The following is a 13,229-nucleotide window of genomic DNA, read 5'->3' as shown; positions in this document are numbered from 1 at the left end:
GTACCTGAGCGGCAGGGCCTGATGGAACTCGTCGAACGGCTGCCGGTGGTGTTGGCCGAGATCCTGCCCGTGCAGCGTGAGGACGACGGCGCGCTGATGGTGCCGCACGAGCAGACGTTCGCGTCGCTGCGGGTGGTGACGATCGCCGAGGGTCTCGAGATGGTGTCGCTGACGCAGGTGCTGGCCTGGGATCTGCCGCTGACCGCGACAGTGCGGGCGGAGGTCGCCAAGCATGCGCAGGACACGTTGCTCGGCACGGTGTCGCTGGTCGAGAAGATCGGTGCGAAAGGGGCAGGCGGCCCGCGCAAGACCGGGGACGTGCTGCTGCGCTACAACTTCCCGGCGGCCGGGCTGACCGACGATGCCCTGCGCACCCTGGTCATGATGGTGCTGGCCACCGGCGCCGACGTCCGGCGCGCACTCGTGGCCTGAGCCCTGCGGATCAGGGATTGATGGTGTATTCACCCAGTTGTCGTCCCCAGATGTATTCACTCGCAGACGGTCGTCCCACGTCCAGGTGGTTGTAGGGCGCCAGGGATGCTCCTGTGTCCATCACGAGATAGGGCGCCGGGAACAGTTCGCGGGTGATGGGTTGCCAGCAGCCTGGCCGGCCCTCGGGACCGCCCCGCGCATTGACCCGCGGGAGATTGTCCGGGTACACGTACGGGTTGGACGGCCCGACGAGTATGTCGTGAAGTTTCAGGCTGTAGCCATTGGCGCCGCCGCCGAAACGACAGAATTTGGGTTCGCTGTCGTGGAAGTTCCGAATCGTGCAGAACAACGCCGGACTGTTTCTGTCGAGCGTTTCACTGGTCGGAATCAGATCCGTGACGGTTCGCCGCACGAATGGATCTGCACGCTCGATGACGTCGCCACCGGTGGCGCCGAATCCGACCGCGGCCATTAGGGTGCGGTTCAGATCTTCGCGCTGTGCAGTCAGTGTGCGCGCGGTGGTGACGGCTTTGTCGAGCCCGGTCAACACATCGGGCGCCGCGTGGGCATACTGGTCAGCGAGGTCGGCTAGCAGCTCGATATCCCGATCGACATCGTCCATTCTCGGATTGATCTCTGCGAGAACGGTATCCGCGTCATCGATGGCTGCGCCGATTCGATCGCCCCCGCCGTTGATCGCGCTGGCTGCTGCTGTCAGCGTCGCATTGAGTTTGACGGGATCAATCTGCTGGGCGATCGCAGTCGTGGTCTCGAACAGCGTGTTGAATTCGGTTGTCACCGACGTGACCCGGGTTTCTTCCGCATCGGCGAATCGAGCCGCGACAGGATGCTGCGGTGCGCTGATGGACACGTACTTGTTCCCGAATATCGTGCTCGAGACGATCTCGACGTCAGCATTGGCTGCGATCAGGTCGACGTAGGAGGGGTCGATGTCCAGCGTCAGTCTGGCAGCTGGAATTCCATGGTCGTCGATGTGGGCGACATCCCTCACGCGCCCCACCGTGACGCCGTTGTAGGTGACCCGCGCTCCGCTCTCCATCGCCAGACCTGAACGGTTCGTGATGAGCCCGACTGAGACGGCCGGGGTGAAGGCGCCCTTGAATTGCATCATCACCAAGGCGACCACGACCGTCGCGCACACCGCAGAAACGCCGGCCGCCGTCCGAACCGGGGGGTCTGTGCGCCACCGGACCAACCGACGTTGCCAGTAAGAACGCACGCGACGCCTCTCGTTGATGTAGTCGACGCTCATCAGATCCAACCGAGCTGAGCACTGAGCGATCAAGATCATTACATACAACCAACCGGTCGGTTGAGGGATGTGCTGAGGGTCACGAGCCACCGACGAGTTCCAGTCCGAGCTAGGGTCGCTTACGTGCGCATCGCCCTGATCTTCATCGGCATCGTGGTCGCGCTGTTCGGCACCCTGTTCACCCTGCAGGGTGTCGGTGTGGTCGGCGGCAGCCCGATGAGCAACACCACCACGTGGTCGATACTCGGCCCGATCATCGCGATCGTCGGGATCGCCGTCGCGGTCCCCGGGTGGCGCAGGGGCCGCTAGCTAATTGCCGGCCGCCCGGCAGCGGTCGCAGACGCCGAAGATCTCGATCGTGTGGGTGACATCGGAGAAGCCGTGCTTGCGTGCGATCTCGGCCGCCCACGTCTCGACTTCTCCGGCGGAGATCTCCACGGTGGAGCCGCACCGCCGGCACACGAGGTGGTGGTGATGGTGCTGCGAACACAACCGGTACACCGATTCGCCGGTGTCGGTGCGCAGTGTGTCGACCGCTCCGGCAGCGGCCATCTGCTGCAGTGTGCGATAGACCGTGGTCAGGCCGACGCCCTCGCCCCGTTTGCGGAGCTCGTCATGAAGCTCCTGAGCCGACCGGAAGTCGTCGAGGTTCTCCAGGAGAGCCGCGAGCGCGGCACGCTGGCGCGTCGAACGGACCGCCCCGGTCACGACGCCTCCTCGGCCGCGTGTGTCACTGCGGCAACGACGATCTCGGCCAGATGGTCGTCGACCAGGCGGTAGAGCACCTCCCGGCCGGACCGTTCGCCGGCCACCACGCCGGCGGCCTTGAGGATGCGCAGGTGCTGGCTCACCAGAGGCTGTGGCACGTCGAGCGCGTCGACGAGCTCGTGCACGCATCGTGCTTCCTCGCGCAGCTGCAACACGATCGCGATGCGCACCGGAGCCGCCAACGCCCGCAGCAGATCCCCGGCGGTGTCGAGGACCGGCCTCGAGGGCAGGTCCGAGGGTGGAGTCCCGGTGTGCGCGTGTGACTCGTCACCGATACTGGAAACGGTTTTCATTAGGGCTCACGATACATGCAGACCCGTGCATGTCAATCGACTCCCGTCGCGCAAGCTGGTCCGCCGACCTCGCTACGCTGTGAACCCGTGGCTCCGACTTCGATCATCGACACTGTTGCAAACCTGGCCAAGCGGCGCGGTCTGGTCTTCCAATCCGGTGAGATCTATGGCGGAACCAAATCGGCGTGGGACTACGGCCCGCTCGGTGTCGAACTGAAGGAGAACATCAAGCGGCAGTGGTGGAAGTCCGTCGTCACCGGCCGCGACGACGTCGTCGGTCTGGACAGCGCGATCATCCTGCCGCGCCAGGTCTGGGTGGCCTCCGGCCACGTCGAGGTGTTCAACGATCCGCTGGTGGAGTGCATGAACTGCCACAAGCGACACCGGCAGGACCACCTGCAGGAGGCATACGCGGCGAAGAAGGGTGGAGAACCCGACGCCGTCCCCATGGCGGAGATCGTCTGCCCCGACTGCGGAACCAAGGGGCAGTGGACCGAGCCCCGGGACTTCAACATGATGCTCAAGACCTACCTCGGCCCCATCGAGTCCGAAGAAGGTCTGCACTATCTGCGTCCGGAGACCGCGCAGGGCATCTTCGTCAACTTCGCCAACGTCGTCACGACCGCGCGCAAGAAGCCGCCGTTCGGTATCGGCCAGATCGGCAAGAGCTTCCGCAACGAGATCACCCCGGGCAACTTCATCTTCCGCACCCGCGAGTTCGAGCAGATGGAGATGGAGTTCTTCGTCGAGCCGTCGACGGCGCCCGAGTGGCACAAGTACTGGATCGAGACGCGCCTGCAGTGGTACATCGACCTCGGTATCCGGGCGGAGAACCTGCGCCTCTACGAGCATCCGCTGGAGAAGCTGTCGCACTACAGCGCGGGCACCACGGACATCGAGTACAAGTTCGGGTTCTCGGGCAACCCGTGGGGTGAGCTGGAAGGCGTGGCGAACCGGACTGATTTCGACTTGTCCACTCACGCAAAGCATTCCGGGGCCGATCTGACGTTCTACGATCAGGCGAGCGACACCCGGTACACCCCCTACGTCATCGAGCCGGCAGCCGGCCTGACCCGCTCGTTGATGGCGTTCCTCGTCGACGCCTACACCGAGGACGAGGCGCCGAATGCGAAGGGCGGTGTCGACAAGCGCACGGTGCTGCGGTTGGATCCGCGGTTGGCCCCGGTGAAGGTCGCGGTCCTGCCGCTGTCGCGGCATGCCGACCTCTCGCCCAAGGCGCGGGATCTGGCCGCGGAGTTGCGGCGTTCGTGGAACGTCGAATTCGACGACGCGGGTGCCATCGGCCGCCGGTACCGCCGTCAGGACGAGATCGGCACGCCGTACTGCGTGACCGTGGACTTCGACTCGCTGGAGGATCACGCCGTGACGATCCGAGAGCGCGACGCCATGACCCAGGAGCGCGTGGCGCTCTCCGAAGTGTCGGACTACCTCGCCGTCCGCCTCAAGGGCTGCTGAGTTCTCGCTTCAGGCTCGAGTGCGCGAAATCTGTTGCAGCGCCCAGCTGTTACCGTCCGGGTCGGCGAAATGCGCGTATTGCACGCCCCCGAGATCCTCGATCTCGGAGACGTCGACGCCACGATCGCAGAGTTGTCGGCGGGCGTCGACGACGTCGTCCACCACCAGGTGCAGGTTCTGCACGCGGGGGGCATCGGGGTCGGTCATTCCGATTCCGATCACGATGGAGCAGGCTGACCCGGGCGGGGTCAGCTGGACCACCCGAAACCCATTGCCGGGTTGCACATCGTGGTCCAGGACGAAACCCACCCGGTCGAGGTAGAACGCTTTGCTTCGTTCGACGTCGCGGGTGGGAAGCGGGATCAGCTCCAGACGCATGTCCATGGAGCTTCTTCCGTCAGGCGATGGATCATCGGCGAGGTGCTGGATGCGGTCGAAGCTGTGCGCGACGCCTTCTGACATGCCGGACTGCAGCGCCACATCACGGGCGTGGGTGCTGGGGAAGAGCATCCTCATGGTGAGCACGGTGCTGTCGCCGTCGGTTGCGAGCGTCAACGTGTTGACCGACTCGCCGTCGAAGCCTTCCATCCGCTCGGTGGTCACCAATGTCTGGGGTGCGATGATCTCGAGAAACTCGCCCTGAGAGCCGAATTCGTTGCCGTGGGTGTCGCGCCACCGGTAGTGGTAGGCACCTCCGATTCGCAGATCCACCTCGCAGCGCACCATCGTCCAGCCTGGCGGGCCCAGCATCCACCGCTCGATCAACGCGGGTTGGGTGTGGCAATCCCAGATCATCTCCTGCGTCGCGGTGAAGGCACGGGTCATCACGATCTCGCGGTCGGACGGAGTGGTCACCTGTACGGGGGTGGGCATCGTTGTCACTCCTGGGGTCTCATGTCGTCGAGCATTTCCTCGAGACGCGTGTAGTTGGCTTCCCACACCGTGCGGTACCGCTCGATCCACGCGTTGGCTTCCTGCAACGGGGCGGGCTGGATGCGGCAGGGCCGTCGTTGCCCGTCACGCCCGCGTTGGATCAAACCGGCATGCTCGAGAACTTTCAGGTGCTTGGAGATCGCCGGCTGGGTCATCGCAAAGGGCTTAGCGAGCTGACCCACGGTTGCCTCACCGGTCACCAATTGGGCGAGAATGGCCCGCCGTGTTGGGTCGGCAAGCGCGGCAAAGGTGGCATCGAGGCTTGGGAGCATCATCGGCTTCGATAACCGAACGGTTTCATAACCAACTAGTAATATATGCCGATCGGAATGTCAACGGGGCCATGCTGACGTAGGAGCTAGAAGCGGCCGCCGCCGCCGCTCATGCCGCCCCCGCCGCCGAACCCGCCACCTCCGCCGCCGCCGAAGCCGCCGCCGAAGCCTCCACCGCCGAAACCTCCACCGAAGCCGCCGCGCATGGCGCCGGAGAGCACATTGCCCAGGATGATGCCGCCGATCACCGCGCCCATCTGACTGCCGCTCCCGCCGCCGCCGTAGGGTCCGTTGAAGTGCTGCTGCGCGGCGACCACGTCGTTGTTGGCCAGCTGCTGCGCCTGGGCGGCCAGCATCGCCGCGCCGTTGGCGTGCGCGATCGCCTCGGTCAGATTGCTCGTCCGCTTGTCCTGCGCCGCCTGCAGTTGGCGCACGGCCTCAGACAGCCGGGTCCGGGCTTCGGGGCCGACGACGCCGCGTCGAGTGTCGATGTAGTCCGACACCGCCCGCACCCGCGACTGCGCGGTGAACAGCGCCTGGTCGTAGGTCCGCGTCAACCGCGCGATGGTTTCCCGCTCCTCGGCCACGTCGGCGAGTAACCGGTCGAGTTCAGCGTCGGCCTGGGTCAGCCGTGTGAAGGTGCCCAGCGGATCGCGGGCGCCGTCACTCTGCGCGTGCGCCACCGCAGCGACGGCCGCGTCGCGGGCCGCGCTGAGCTGCGTGGCGACGGCGATGTTGCCTTGCGCGAGCTGGGTTCCCGCGGCCGTGATCCCGTTCTGCGTGTCGGCGATCGCCGCGGGCAGCCCCGCCACCGCCCGGTTGATGTCGGTGGCGGCACTGTCCACCGCGTCGAGCATCGTTCGGGCCTGGCCCAGCGCGGCCTCGGCGGCGTGGATCGCGTCGACGAGCCCGCCCTGCCGATCTGCCGGTCGCGCGACCAGGGCGCGCCCCGTGTCGATGTTCTGTTCGGCGAAGGTCAGCCGTTGCCGCGCCTCGTCGATGTTGTCGGCCACCGAAACCAGAGCGGTTTCTGCGAATTGGGACTTCAGACGTGTGAGGGTCTGACTCGCCGGCTCGATGCGCGCCGTCAGGTCGACCACCTGCTGGGTGAGCCCATCGAGCCGGCTGGGCGCGTTGATGACCAGATCGCGCAGCTGTGCGAACGCCTCCCGCTGGGCTTCGAGTTCCCGGTCGGCCTTGGCCGCGGCCACGACGACGCGGGTCAGGAGATCGCGACGCTGCTGCGGCGTCTCGGGAATCGCGTCGTCCAGAATGTGACGCACGTTGAGGGACTGAGCCAGCGTGGTCTTGGCCGCGGCCACCGCAGTCGTGAACGCCTCGGTGTCCTTCTCACCGAATTCCTCCACCGCAAGCGCCAATTCGCTCTCGCTGGTGCGCACCGCATTGTCGACCTCGACCACCATGCGGCGCGACAGCGCGTCGAGAGCCTCCAGCGAGACACCGGCAAGCGCGGCCGGGTCGGACGGATCGACGCGCAGCGCGGCGGCGATCTCCGCCTCGCGGCGCTTGGCCCGTCGCCGGCGCTGCCAGATCAGCAGGACGATGACGCCGAGCGCGATCACGCCCAGCGCGATGACCAGACCCAGCCAGCTGCCCTTCGACGTGCTGGTGGACGCCAGCCCGTTCGCGGCGGCCACCGCGGCGCCCGCCCAGTCCTGTTTGCGCAGAAGCGGTTCCACGTCGTCACGACGCAGCGCGTCGATGTCCACGCTGCCGACCGCCTCGGTCGGTGCCAGCAACGCGTACGCCCGGTCGACGGTGGCGACGGCGAGGATGGCGTCCGAGGTGCCCAGATCGCTTTGCCGGTACGTGGCCTGCGCCCAGCTCTGCGCGTCCTGATTCGAGAAGCTGTCGACATAGACCACCCACAACCGGATCCGACGATCGTTGTATAGCGAGTCGATCGCGTTCTGCACCTGCGTGGTTTGCGCGGGATCGAGCGCGCCCGCCTGATCTGTCAGATACGTCGGCAGGCGCAGCGGCGGGGTCGCGGACGCCCCCGGCGCGAGCAGGCCCGCTGCGATCCACAAGACGGCGAGCAGGCCGAGCGATCGAGCAATGCGCATGCCCTCAATCTAGTGCTCGCGCGGCTGGCAGACTGTGCCTCGGTGAACCAACGAGAGCAGGCCGGCTACGACGCATGCGACCGCGAGCGGCGAGTGGCCGAACACGCGAAGAGCGCTGCGCTACCCGGGACCGGGGCCGAGCACCGCTCGGACTTCGCCAGGGATCGCGCACGCGTGCTGCATTGCGCTGCGCTGCGTCGGTTGGCCGACAAGACCCAGGTGGTCGGCCCCCGGGAGGGTGAGACGCCACGCACGCGCCTGACGCACTCCCTCGAGGTCGCGCAGATCGGCCGCGGCATGGCGATCGGGCTCGGCTGTGACCCCGACCTGGTCGACCTCGCCGGGCTGGCGCATGACATCGGTCATCCGCCGTACGGGCACAACGGGGAACGCGCGCTCGACGAGATCACCAAGGCCTTCGGCGGCTTCGAGGGCAACGCGCAGAACTTCCGGATCCTGACCCGGTTGGAACCCAAAGTCCTTGACGCGCAAGGTCGCAGCGCAGGTTTGAACCTGACACGCGCCGCCCTCGATGCGGTCGCCAAGTATCCGTGGCCGCGGATCGGGGAACGTCGCAAGTTCGGCTTCTACGGCGACGACATGGCCGCTGCCGATTGGGTGCGCGCGGGCGCACCCGCCGAGCGGCCCTGCCTGGAGGCCCAGGTCATGGATTGGGCCGACGACGTCGCCTACTCGGTGCACGACGTCGAAGACGGCGTGATGAGTGGGCGCATCGATCTGCGCGTGCTGGCCGACACCGATGCAGCCGCCTCGCTGGCCACCGTCGGCGCCCAGTCCTTTCCGACCCTGACCCCTGCGGATCTGATGGCCGCCGCCGAGCGGCTCTCCCGTGTCCCGGTGGTGGCGGCGGTCGGCAAGTTCGACGGCACGCTCGCCGCGTCGGTGGCACTCAAGACCCTCACCAGTGAGCTGGTCGGGCGGTTCGCGAACGCGGCGGTCACGGCCACGAGGGCGGCCGCAGGACCGGCACCGCTGCGGCGCTTCGACGCCGACCTCGAGGTGCCCGCACTGGTGCGGGCCGAGGTGGTCCTGCTGAAGACGCTTGCGCTGCAATTCATCATGTCGGACCACCGGCACCTGCAGATCCAGGCCGATCAGCGCATCCGGATCCAGGAGGTGGCGCTGGCCCTGTGGGGGCAGGCGCCGGGCAGCCTCGATCCGCAGTTCGCCGCCGAGTTCACCGCCGCCGCCGACGACGGCGCCCGGCTGCGGGTGGTGGTCGACCAGATCGCCTCGTACACCGAGGGACGGTTGGAACGAGTGCACGAAGCCCGGACGCCGCGCCCTCTAGACTGACCGCGTGGTGGGCGACGGTACGCGGGGACGGGGCAGGATCCCGGATCGCGACATCGCCGCCATCCGGGAGCGGGTCAACATCGACGACGTCGTCGGCGACTACGTGCAGCTGCGGCGCGCCGGCGCGGATTCCCTCAAGGGGCTGTGCCCTTTCCACGACGAGAAGTCGCCGTCGTTCCACGTCCGTCCCAACCACGGCCACTTCCACTGCTTCGGCTGTGGCGAGGGCGGCGACGTCTACGCGTTCCTGCAGAAGATCGAGCACGTCAGCTTCGTCGAGGCCGTGGAGCTGCTCGCCGATCGTGTCGGCTACACCGTCACCTACACGGGCTCATCGACCACCAACGTCCAGCGTGACCGGGGGAGTCGCAGCAGGCTGCTCGCCGCCAACTCCGCCGCGCAGGAGTTCTACGCCGAGGCGCTGCAGAGCGCTGAAGCTGCGCCGGCCCGGCAGTACCTGATCGATCGCAACTTCGACGCCGAGGCGGCAGCGAGGTTCGGTTGCGGGTTCGCCCCGTCGGGGTGGGACACGCTGACCAAACACCTGCTGCGCAAGGGTTTCGAGTTCAAGGAACTCGAAGCTGCCGGCCTGTCGCGTGAGGGGCGCCGCGGACCGATGGACCGGTTCCACCGCCGGCTGTTGTGGCCCATCCGAGCCAGCGGCGGAGAGGTGATCGGCTTCGGGGCGCGCCGGATCTTCGACGACGACCAGATGGAAGCGAAGTACGTCAACACCCCGGAGACCGTGCTCTACAAGAAGTCGGGGGTGCTGTTCGGGCTGGACCTGGCCAAGCGCGACATCGCCAAGTCGCACCGCGCCGTCGTCGTCGAGGGTTACACCGACGTGATGGCCATGCACCTGGCCGGGGAGACCACTGCGGTCGCCTCGTGCGGCACCGCCTTCGGTGACGGCCACCTCGGGTTGCTGCGCCGGCTGATGATGGACGACAACTGGTATCGCGGCGAGCTGATCTTCGTGTTCGACGGTGACGCGGCGGGGCAAGCGGCGGCGCTGAAGGCCTTCGACGGGGATCAGCAGGTGTCCGGAAAGTCTTTCGTCGCCGTGGCTTCCGACGGGATGGACCCCTGCGATCTGAGGCTGAAGTCCGGTGACACGGCGCTGCGGGACCTGGTGGCGCGCCGCATCCCGATGTTCGAATTCGCGATCCGCAGTCTGATCCCGGCTGGTGACGTGCTCGACAACGATCCGCAGGCTCAGGTCGACGCGCTGCGCAGGTGCGTCCCGCTCGTCGCGCGGATTCGGGACTACGCGTTGCGGGACGAATACGCACGACGGTTGGCAGGCTGGACCGGCTGGCGCGACGAAGCGCAGGTGCTGTCCCGGGTTCGCGAGGAAGCCGGCAAGCGCGGCATGCCGGACCGGTCACGCCGACGGGCGGCGGCCGATCAGGCGCAGGTGAGCAAGCCGCGCCCGGCCGACGATGCCAGCCGGCCCAACCCAGCCGATCCCGCGCTGTGGCCGCAGCGCGAGGCGCTGAAGTCGGGGCTCCAATACCCGGCGCTCGCCGGTCCGGTCTTCGACTCGTTGGCCGCCGAGAGCTTCACCCACCCCGGGTACGCCGCGGTACGCACGGCGATCGAGGCTGCGGGCGGCACCGCCGGCGGGCTGACCGGTGCGCAATGGATAGAAGCGGTCCGCGAACAGGCGGCCAGCCCGGCCACGGCGAGCTTGGTCAACGAACTCAGTGTGGAGGCGATCAACGCCGACGACGAGCGGCTGCCCCGCTACATCGGCAGTGTGCTGGCGCGCCTGCAGGAAGTGTGGATCGGCCGTCAGATCGCCGAGGTCAAGTCGAAGCTGCAGCGGATGTCGCCGGTGGAGCAGGGCGACGAGTATCACGCGCTGTTCGGGGACCTGGTCGCGATGGAGGCCTACCGGCGCAGCCTGCTCGAGCAGGCAAGTGGTGACGACCTGACTGCATGAATCGCCCTGCCGGGTTATGGTGTGTGCGTCAACAGTCGGGGAGAAGGCGAGTTGTCAGTGATGTCCGTGCCCACCATTCGCACCCATGCAGCGCGCCTGATCGTCGGCGCCGTCGCTGCGGCGGCTGTCGCCGTCCCGCTGTACGCCTCGTTGAGCAGCCCCGATGCCACCGCGCAGGCCGGCCCGAAGTGCCTTGCCTGGTTCGGCAATCAGGAAGACGGCCACTGCCTGGGCTACTCGAACGGTACCCCCGCGGCGATCGGCACCCCGGGCGTCGCGTTCGGCAACGGCGGCATCACCACCGGCCCGCTGCTGCCCGGCACGTCGTTCAACTCCAACTTCGGCTAGCGCTTCTCGCCGGCTGCCCGCCGTTCGACCTGCCCCGGCCCGAACACTTCGGTGCCGGCGTCGATCGGCGTCACTTCCACCATCGTCGGGTCGGGGGACACCCGTTCCGCGATCTTCCGTCGTCCTGCATCGATGACCGCCCGAGCGGCTGGGCTGCCCGTGACGGCACGGTAGGTGCCGGCGAGCTGTTCGTAGCGCTGGCGTCCGGCCTTGGTGCCCAACACATAGCCCACGGCCGCAACGGCGACATACCCGATCACAGGACTCCTCCACAGCGTTCTCGCGAGGCGGCGCAACCCGATCCCGCGCCACCCATCTGGTGTCCATCCTGCCTCACGCACGGGGCTGCGCGCCCGGCCGGCAACGCATTGGCAACCGCGTCCCGCCATAGGCTAGAGTGCTCTCTGGCCCGCGGCGCACAGTCTGCGGGAGTGCAATCCCCTGTAGCTCAATTGGCAGAGCATTCGGCTGTTAACCGAAGGGTTGCTGGTTCGAGTCCAGCCGGGGGAGCCACGCACGCGCACGATGAGTGTCGCGCCAGCGGGCAGTCTGATCTCCATGGGAAAACTCATCTACGGCTTCACCGTCTCGGTGGACGGCTACATCGCCGACGCGAAGGGTTCCATCGACTGGAGCGAGCCTAGCGACGAACTGCACCAGTACTGGAACGACTTCGAGCGCGAAACCGCACTGTCGTTCTACGGTCGGCGGCTCTACGAGCTGATGTCGGCCTACTGGCCGACTGCCGATGAGGCCCCGGATGCGACGCCGATGATCGTCGACTTCGCCCGCGTCTGGCGGAACATGCCCAAGGTGGTGTTCTCCCGCACCCTGGGGGCGGTCGACTGGAATTCCCGCCTGGAGCGTGGTGATCCCGTCGAGGTGGTCCGCGCTCTGAAGGCCGAGACCGACGGCCAACTCGAGATCGCCGGTGCGACGCTCGCCGCGCCGGTCGTGCAGGCCGGTCTGGTCGACGAGTACCGGGTCGTCCTGGCGCCCATCGCGGTGGGTGGTGGGATGCCTTTCTTCCCGACCCTGCCGTCGTGGATTTCGCTGCGGCTGGTGGAGAACCGGACGTTCCCGGGCGGCACGGTGCTGCTGCGCTACGAGGCCACCTGATGCCCTCTGTCAAAGCCCACACCTGAACCTGGCCGCACGATCTAATGGACTGGTCGTCCGTCTCCCGGCCTGAATTCAGCATTGAGGAAGCAAGCCATGACAGATATGTCGGAGCACCTACCCACACCCGAGGGCTTCCGGAGGAAGTCGGCTCACGTCGACCGGGAGTTCGCGGATGCTCGCCGGTACCTGTCGACGTTGCATGCCGACGACAATGACGGGTTGCGGGCGTTGATGCTCGAGATCCACGGCAGTGACCGAGGCATGAAGGTACTGGCAGCAATGGCGGTGTTGGCCCTCGATTTCGCCGAGCTGGCCGCCGAAGGTCTCGGAGGCGACGTGCAGAGGTGGCTCGACGAATCCACGTGGGCTGAGGACACCGCGGAGAACCTGCGCGACCAAACCGAACTCGGCGGCGAGGGCTGAGCGAAACGCTTCCCGCGCCTCCTGCTCATCGATCAGGGGTCGGAGTGTAGCCACGGCCTGCCTATTGTTGGACCCATGCGTTTTTCGCCTGCCCTCGCGGTGACGAGCACAGCGCTGGTGGCGGCGTGCGGGTGGAGCCCGCCGAGCCCAGCGCCGACAAGCACTCAAGCGTGCGGCCCCGGGCCCGGTGTGCAGGCGGTGTCCACCGAGATCTCGATGCTGCCGCCGGCCTCGTGGACGGAGACCGCGCGCGGGCACGCCGCCGACTGCCGCTTGAACTGGGTGGTGGTCAGTTCCGGCGCCGCCTCCGACAGCCCTGCGCAGGTGCTGTTCTTCGACGGCGAGAGAGGCATCGGATCGCCGACCCCGGACCCGCGGCCCTACATCAACGTCGTCGCCCAAGGCGACCACGACGCCAGCGTGCACTACCAGTGGCGGCAGGGTTCCGATCCGGCGTGCTGCCCCACCGGGGTGGGGTCGGCGCGCGTCACCCTCGAAGAGGGCAGGTTGACGATCCTCGACCCGATACCGGGGCCCTGA

16 protein-coding genes and 1 tRNA gene are annotated in these 13,229 nt (G+C 67.3%); 10 read left to right on the top strand and 7 right to left on the bottom strand.

What is annotated here, in order from left to right; genetic code table 11:
• Window positions 1–21 precede the first annotated feature (21 nt).
• A complete protein-coding gene (locus ACZY1G_RS23050) occupies window positions 22–432 on the top strand; it encodes a hypothetical protein (protein ID WP_463817763.1) in 411 nt (136 codons plus the stop codon).
• 10 nt (window positions 433–442) lie between these two features.
• Here the strand turns inward: ACZY1G_RS23050 and ACZY1G_RS23045 are convergent, their stop codons facing one another.
• Window positions 443–1,705: an MCE family protein gene (locus ACZY1G_RS23045; RefSeq protein WP_463823716.1), complete on the bottom strand. Its 1,263-nt coding sequence runs from the start codon at window positions 1,703–1,705 to the stop codon at window positions 443–445.
• Window positions 1,706–1,828: 123 nt separating this feature from the next.
• Between ACZY1G_RS23045 and ACZY1G_RS23040 the strand changes: the two genes are divergently transcribed.
• Window positions 1,829–2,014 carry a hypothetical protein gene (locus tag ACZY1G_RS23040; RefSeq protein WP_463823715.1) on the top strand — a complete coding sequence of 62 codons (186 nt, stop codon included), beginning with the start codon at window positions 1,829–1,831 and terminating at the stop codon, window positions 2,012–2,014.
• On the opposite strand, the gene ACZY1G_RS23035 is transcribed toward ACZY1G_RS23040, so the two are convergent.
• Both ACZY1G_RS23035 and ACZY1G_RS23030 read right to left on the bottom strand, forming a co-directional pair.
• Window positions 2,015–2,413 (bottom strand): Fur family transcriptional regulator, encoded by a 399-nt coding sequence (locus tag ACZY1G_RS23035; protein WP_463817397.1) that lies wholly within the window; start codon window positions 2,411–2,413, stop codon window positions 2,015–2,017.
• Window positions 2,410–2,766, bottom strand: coding sequence for an ArsR/SmtB family transcription factor (locus ACZY1G_RS23030; RefSeq protein ID WP_463817396.1), 357 nt, complete (start codon window positions 2,764–2,766; stop codon window positions 2,410–2,412). Before ACZY1G_RS23030 ends, ACZY1G_RS23035 begins: the two co-directional genes overlap by 4 nt.
• Before the next feature lie 87 nt (window positions 2,767–2,853).
• Here ACZY1G_RS23030 and ACZY1G_RS23025 point away from each other — a divergent pair, with 87 nt between their 5' ends.
• On the top strand, window positions 2,854–4,242 hold the full coding sequence (locus tag ACZY1G_RS23025) for a glycine--tRNA ligase (RefSeq protein WP_463823714.1): 1,389 nt from the start codon (window positions 2,854–2,856) through the stop codon (window positions 4,240–4,242).
• Window positions 4,243–4,251: 9 nt separating this feature from the next.
• On the opposite strand, the gene ACZY1G_RS23020 is transcribed toward ACZY1G_RS23025, so the two are convergent.
• From ACZY1G_RS23020 to ACZY1G_RS23010, 3 genes are all read right to left on the bottom strand, one after another.
• Complete coding sequence (locus tag ACZY1G_RS23020; RefSeq protein ID WP_463823713.1) at window positions 4,252–5,115, bottom strand: SRPBCC domain-containing protein; 864 nt, start codon at window positions 5,113–5,115, stop codon at window positions 4,252–4,254.
• 5 nt (window positions 5,116–5,120) lie between these two features.
• Window positions 5,121–5,447 (bottom strand): ArsR/SmtB family transcription factor, encoded by a 327-nt coding sequence (locus tag ACZY1G_RS23015; RefSeq protein WP_463823712.1) that lies wholly within the window; start codon window positions 5,445–5,447, stop codon window positions 5,121–5,123.
• A gap of 86 nt (window positions 5,448–5,533) precedes the next feature.
• Entirely contained in the window at window positions 5,534–7,534 is a 2,001-nt protein-coding gene (locus tag ACZY1G_RS23010; RefSeq protein WP_463823711.1) for a TPM domain-containing protein, read from the bottom strand.
• A 42-nt stretch (window positions 7,535–7,576) separates the two neighbouring features.
• Here ACZY1G_RS23010 and ACZY1G_RS23005 point away from each other — a divergent pair, with 42 nt between their 5' ends.
• Genes ACZY1G_RS23005 through ACZY1G_RS22995 form a run of 3 tightly spaced genes read left to right on the top strand, consistent with a single transcriptional unit; the run spans window position 7,577 to window position 11,144 of the window.
• Complete coding sequence (locus ACZY1G_RS23005; protein WP_463817389.1) at window positions 7,577–8,851, top strand: deoxyguanosinetriphosphate triphosphohydrolase; 1,275 nt, start codon at window positions 7,577–7,579, stop codon at window positions 8,849–8,851.
• Between the two features lie 7 nt (window positions 8,852–8,858).
• The gene (dnaG, locus tag ACZY1G_RS23000; RefSeq protein WP_463823848.1) at window positions 8,859–10,796 is read left to right on the top strand and encodes a DNA primase; all 1,938 of its coding nucleotides are present in this window, start codon (window positions 8,859–8,861) and stop codon (window positions 10,794–10,796) included.
• Between the two features lie 60 nt (window positions 10,797–10,856).
• Window positions 10,857–11,144, top strand: coding sequence for a DUF7155 family protein (locus ACZY1G_RS22995; RefSeq protein WP_463817388.1), 288 nt, complete (start codon window positions 10,857–10,859; stop codon window positions 11,142–11,144).
• Here the strand turns inward: ACZY1G_RS22995 and ACZY1G_RS22990 are convergent.
• Window positions 11,141–11,404 (bottom strand): hypothetical protein, encoded by a 264-nt coding sequence (locus ACZY1G_RS22990; RefSeq protein WP_463817386.1) that lies wholly within the window; start codon window positions 11,402–11,404, stop codon window positions 11,141–11,143. The genes ACZY1G_RS22995 and ACZY1G_RS22990 overlap by 4 nt on opposite strands.
• A 177-nt stretch (window positions 11,405–11,581) precedes the next feature.
• On the opposite strand from ACZY1G_RS22990, the gene ACZY1G_RS22985 reads away from it, so the two are divergent.
• From ACZY1G_RS22985 to ACZY1G_RS22970, 4 genes are all read left to right on the top strand, one after another.
• A tRNA-Asn gene (locus ACZY1G_RS22985) sits at window positions 11,582–11,657 on the top strand.
• A 45-nt stretch (window positions 11,658–11,702) separates the two neighbouring features.
• Window positions 11,703–12,263, top strand: a complete 561-nt coding sequence (locus ACZY1G_RS22980; RefSeq protein WP_463817385.1) for a dihydrofolate reductase family protein — start codon at window positions 11,703–11,705, stop codon at window positions 12,261–12,263.
• Window positions 12,264–12,359: 96 nt separating this feature from the next.
• A complete protein-coding gene (locus ACZY1G_RS22975; RefSeq protein WP_463823710.1) occupies window positions 12,360–12,689 on the top strand; it encodes a hypothetical protein in 330 nt (109 codons plus the stop codon).
• Window positions 12,690–12,764: 75 nt separating this feature from the next.
• The gene (locus tag ACZY1G_RS22970) at window positions 12,765–13,229 is read left to right on the top strand and encodes an LppP/LprE family lipoprotein (protein ID WP_463817382.1); all 465 of its coding nucleotides are present in this window, start codon (window positions 12,765–12,767) and stop codon (window positions 13,227–13,229) included.

The sequence above is a fragment of the Mycobacterium sp. IDUB_5 genome (assembly GCF_055419565.1).
Note: the sequence above shows the minus strand (reverse complement) of the source record. Positions and strands in the feature narration are given on the sequence as shown.

What these genes read in the sequence shown, in the direction of transcription:
- ACZY1G_RS23050 (WP_463817763.1), top strand. Translation starts at nt 22, where the DNA reads ATGGAACTCGTCGAACGGCTGCCGGTGGTGTTGGCCGAGATCCTGCCC.
- ACZY1G_RS23045 (WP_463823716.1), bottom strand. Translation starts at nt 1,705, where the DNA reads ATGAGCGTCGACTACATCAACGAGAGGCGTCGCGTGCGTTCTTACTGG.
- ACZY1G_RS23030 (WP_463817396.1), bottom strand. Translation starts at nt 2,766, where the DNA reads ATGAAAACCGTTTCCAGTATCGGTGACGAGTCACACGCGCACACCGGG.
- ACZY1G_RS23020 (WP_463823713.1), bottom strand. Translation starts at nt 5,115, where the DNA reads ATGCCCACCCCCGTACAGGTGACCACTCCGTCCGACCGCGAGATCGTG.
- ACZY1G_RS23015 (WP_463823712.1), bottom strand. Translation starts at nt 5,447, where the DNA reads ATGCTCCCAAGCCTCGATGCCACCTTTGCCGCGCTTGCCGACCCAACA.
- ACZY1G_RS23010 (WP_463823711.1), bottom strand. Translation starts at nt 7,534, where the DNA reads ATGCGCATTGCTCGATCGCTCGGCCTGCTCGCCGTCTTGTGGATCGCA.
- ACZY1G_RS22995 (WP_463817388.1), top strand. Translation starts at nt 10,857, where the DNA reads ATGTCCGTGCCCACCATTCGCACCCATGCAGCGCGCCTGATCGTCGGC.
- ACZY1G_RS22980 (WP_463817385.1), top strand. Translation starts at nt 11,703, where the DNA reads ATGGGAAAACTCATCTACGGCTTCACCGTCTCGGTGGACGGCTACATC.
- ACZY1G_RS22975 (WP_463823710.1), top strand. Translation starts at nt 12,360, where the DNA reads ATGACAGATATGTCGGAGCACCTACCCACACCCGAGGGCTTCCGGAGG.
- ACZY1G_RS22970 (WP_463817382.1), top strand. Translation starts at nt 12,765, where the DNA reads ATGCGTTTTTCGCCTGCCCTCGCGGTGACGAGCACAGCGCTGGTGGCG.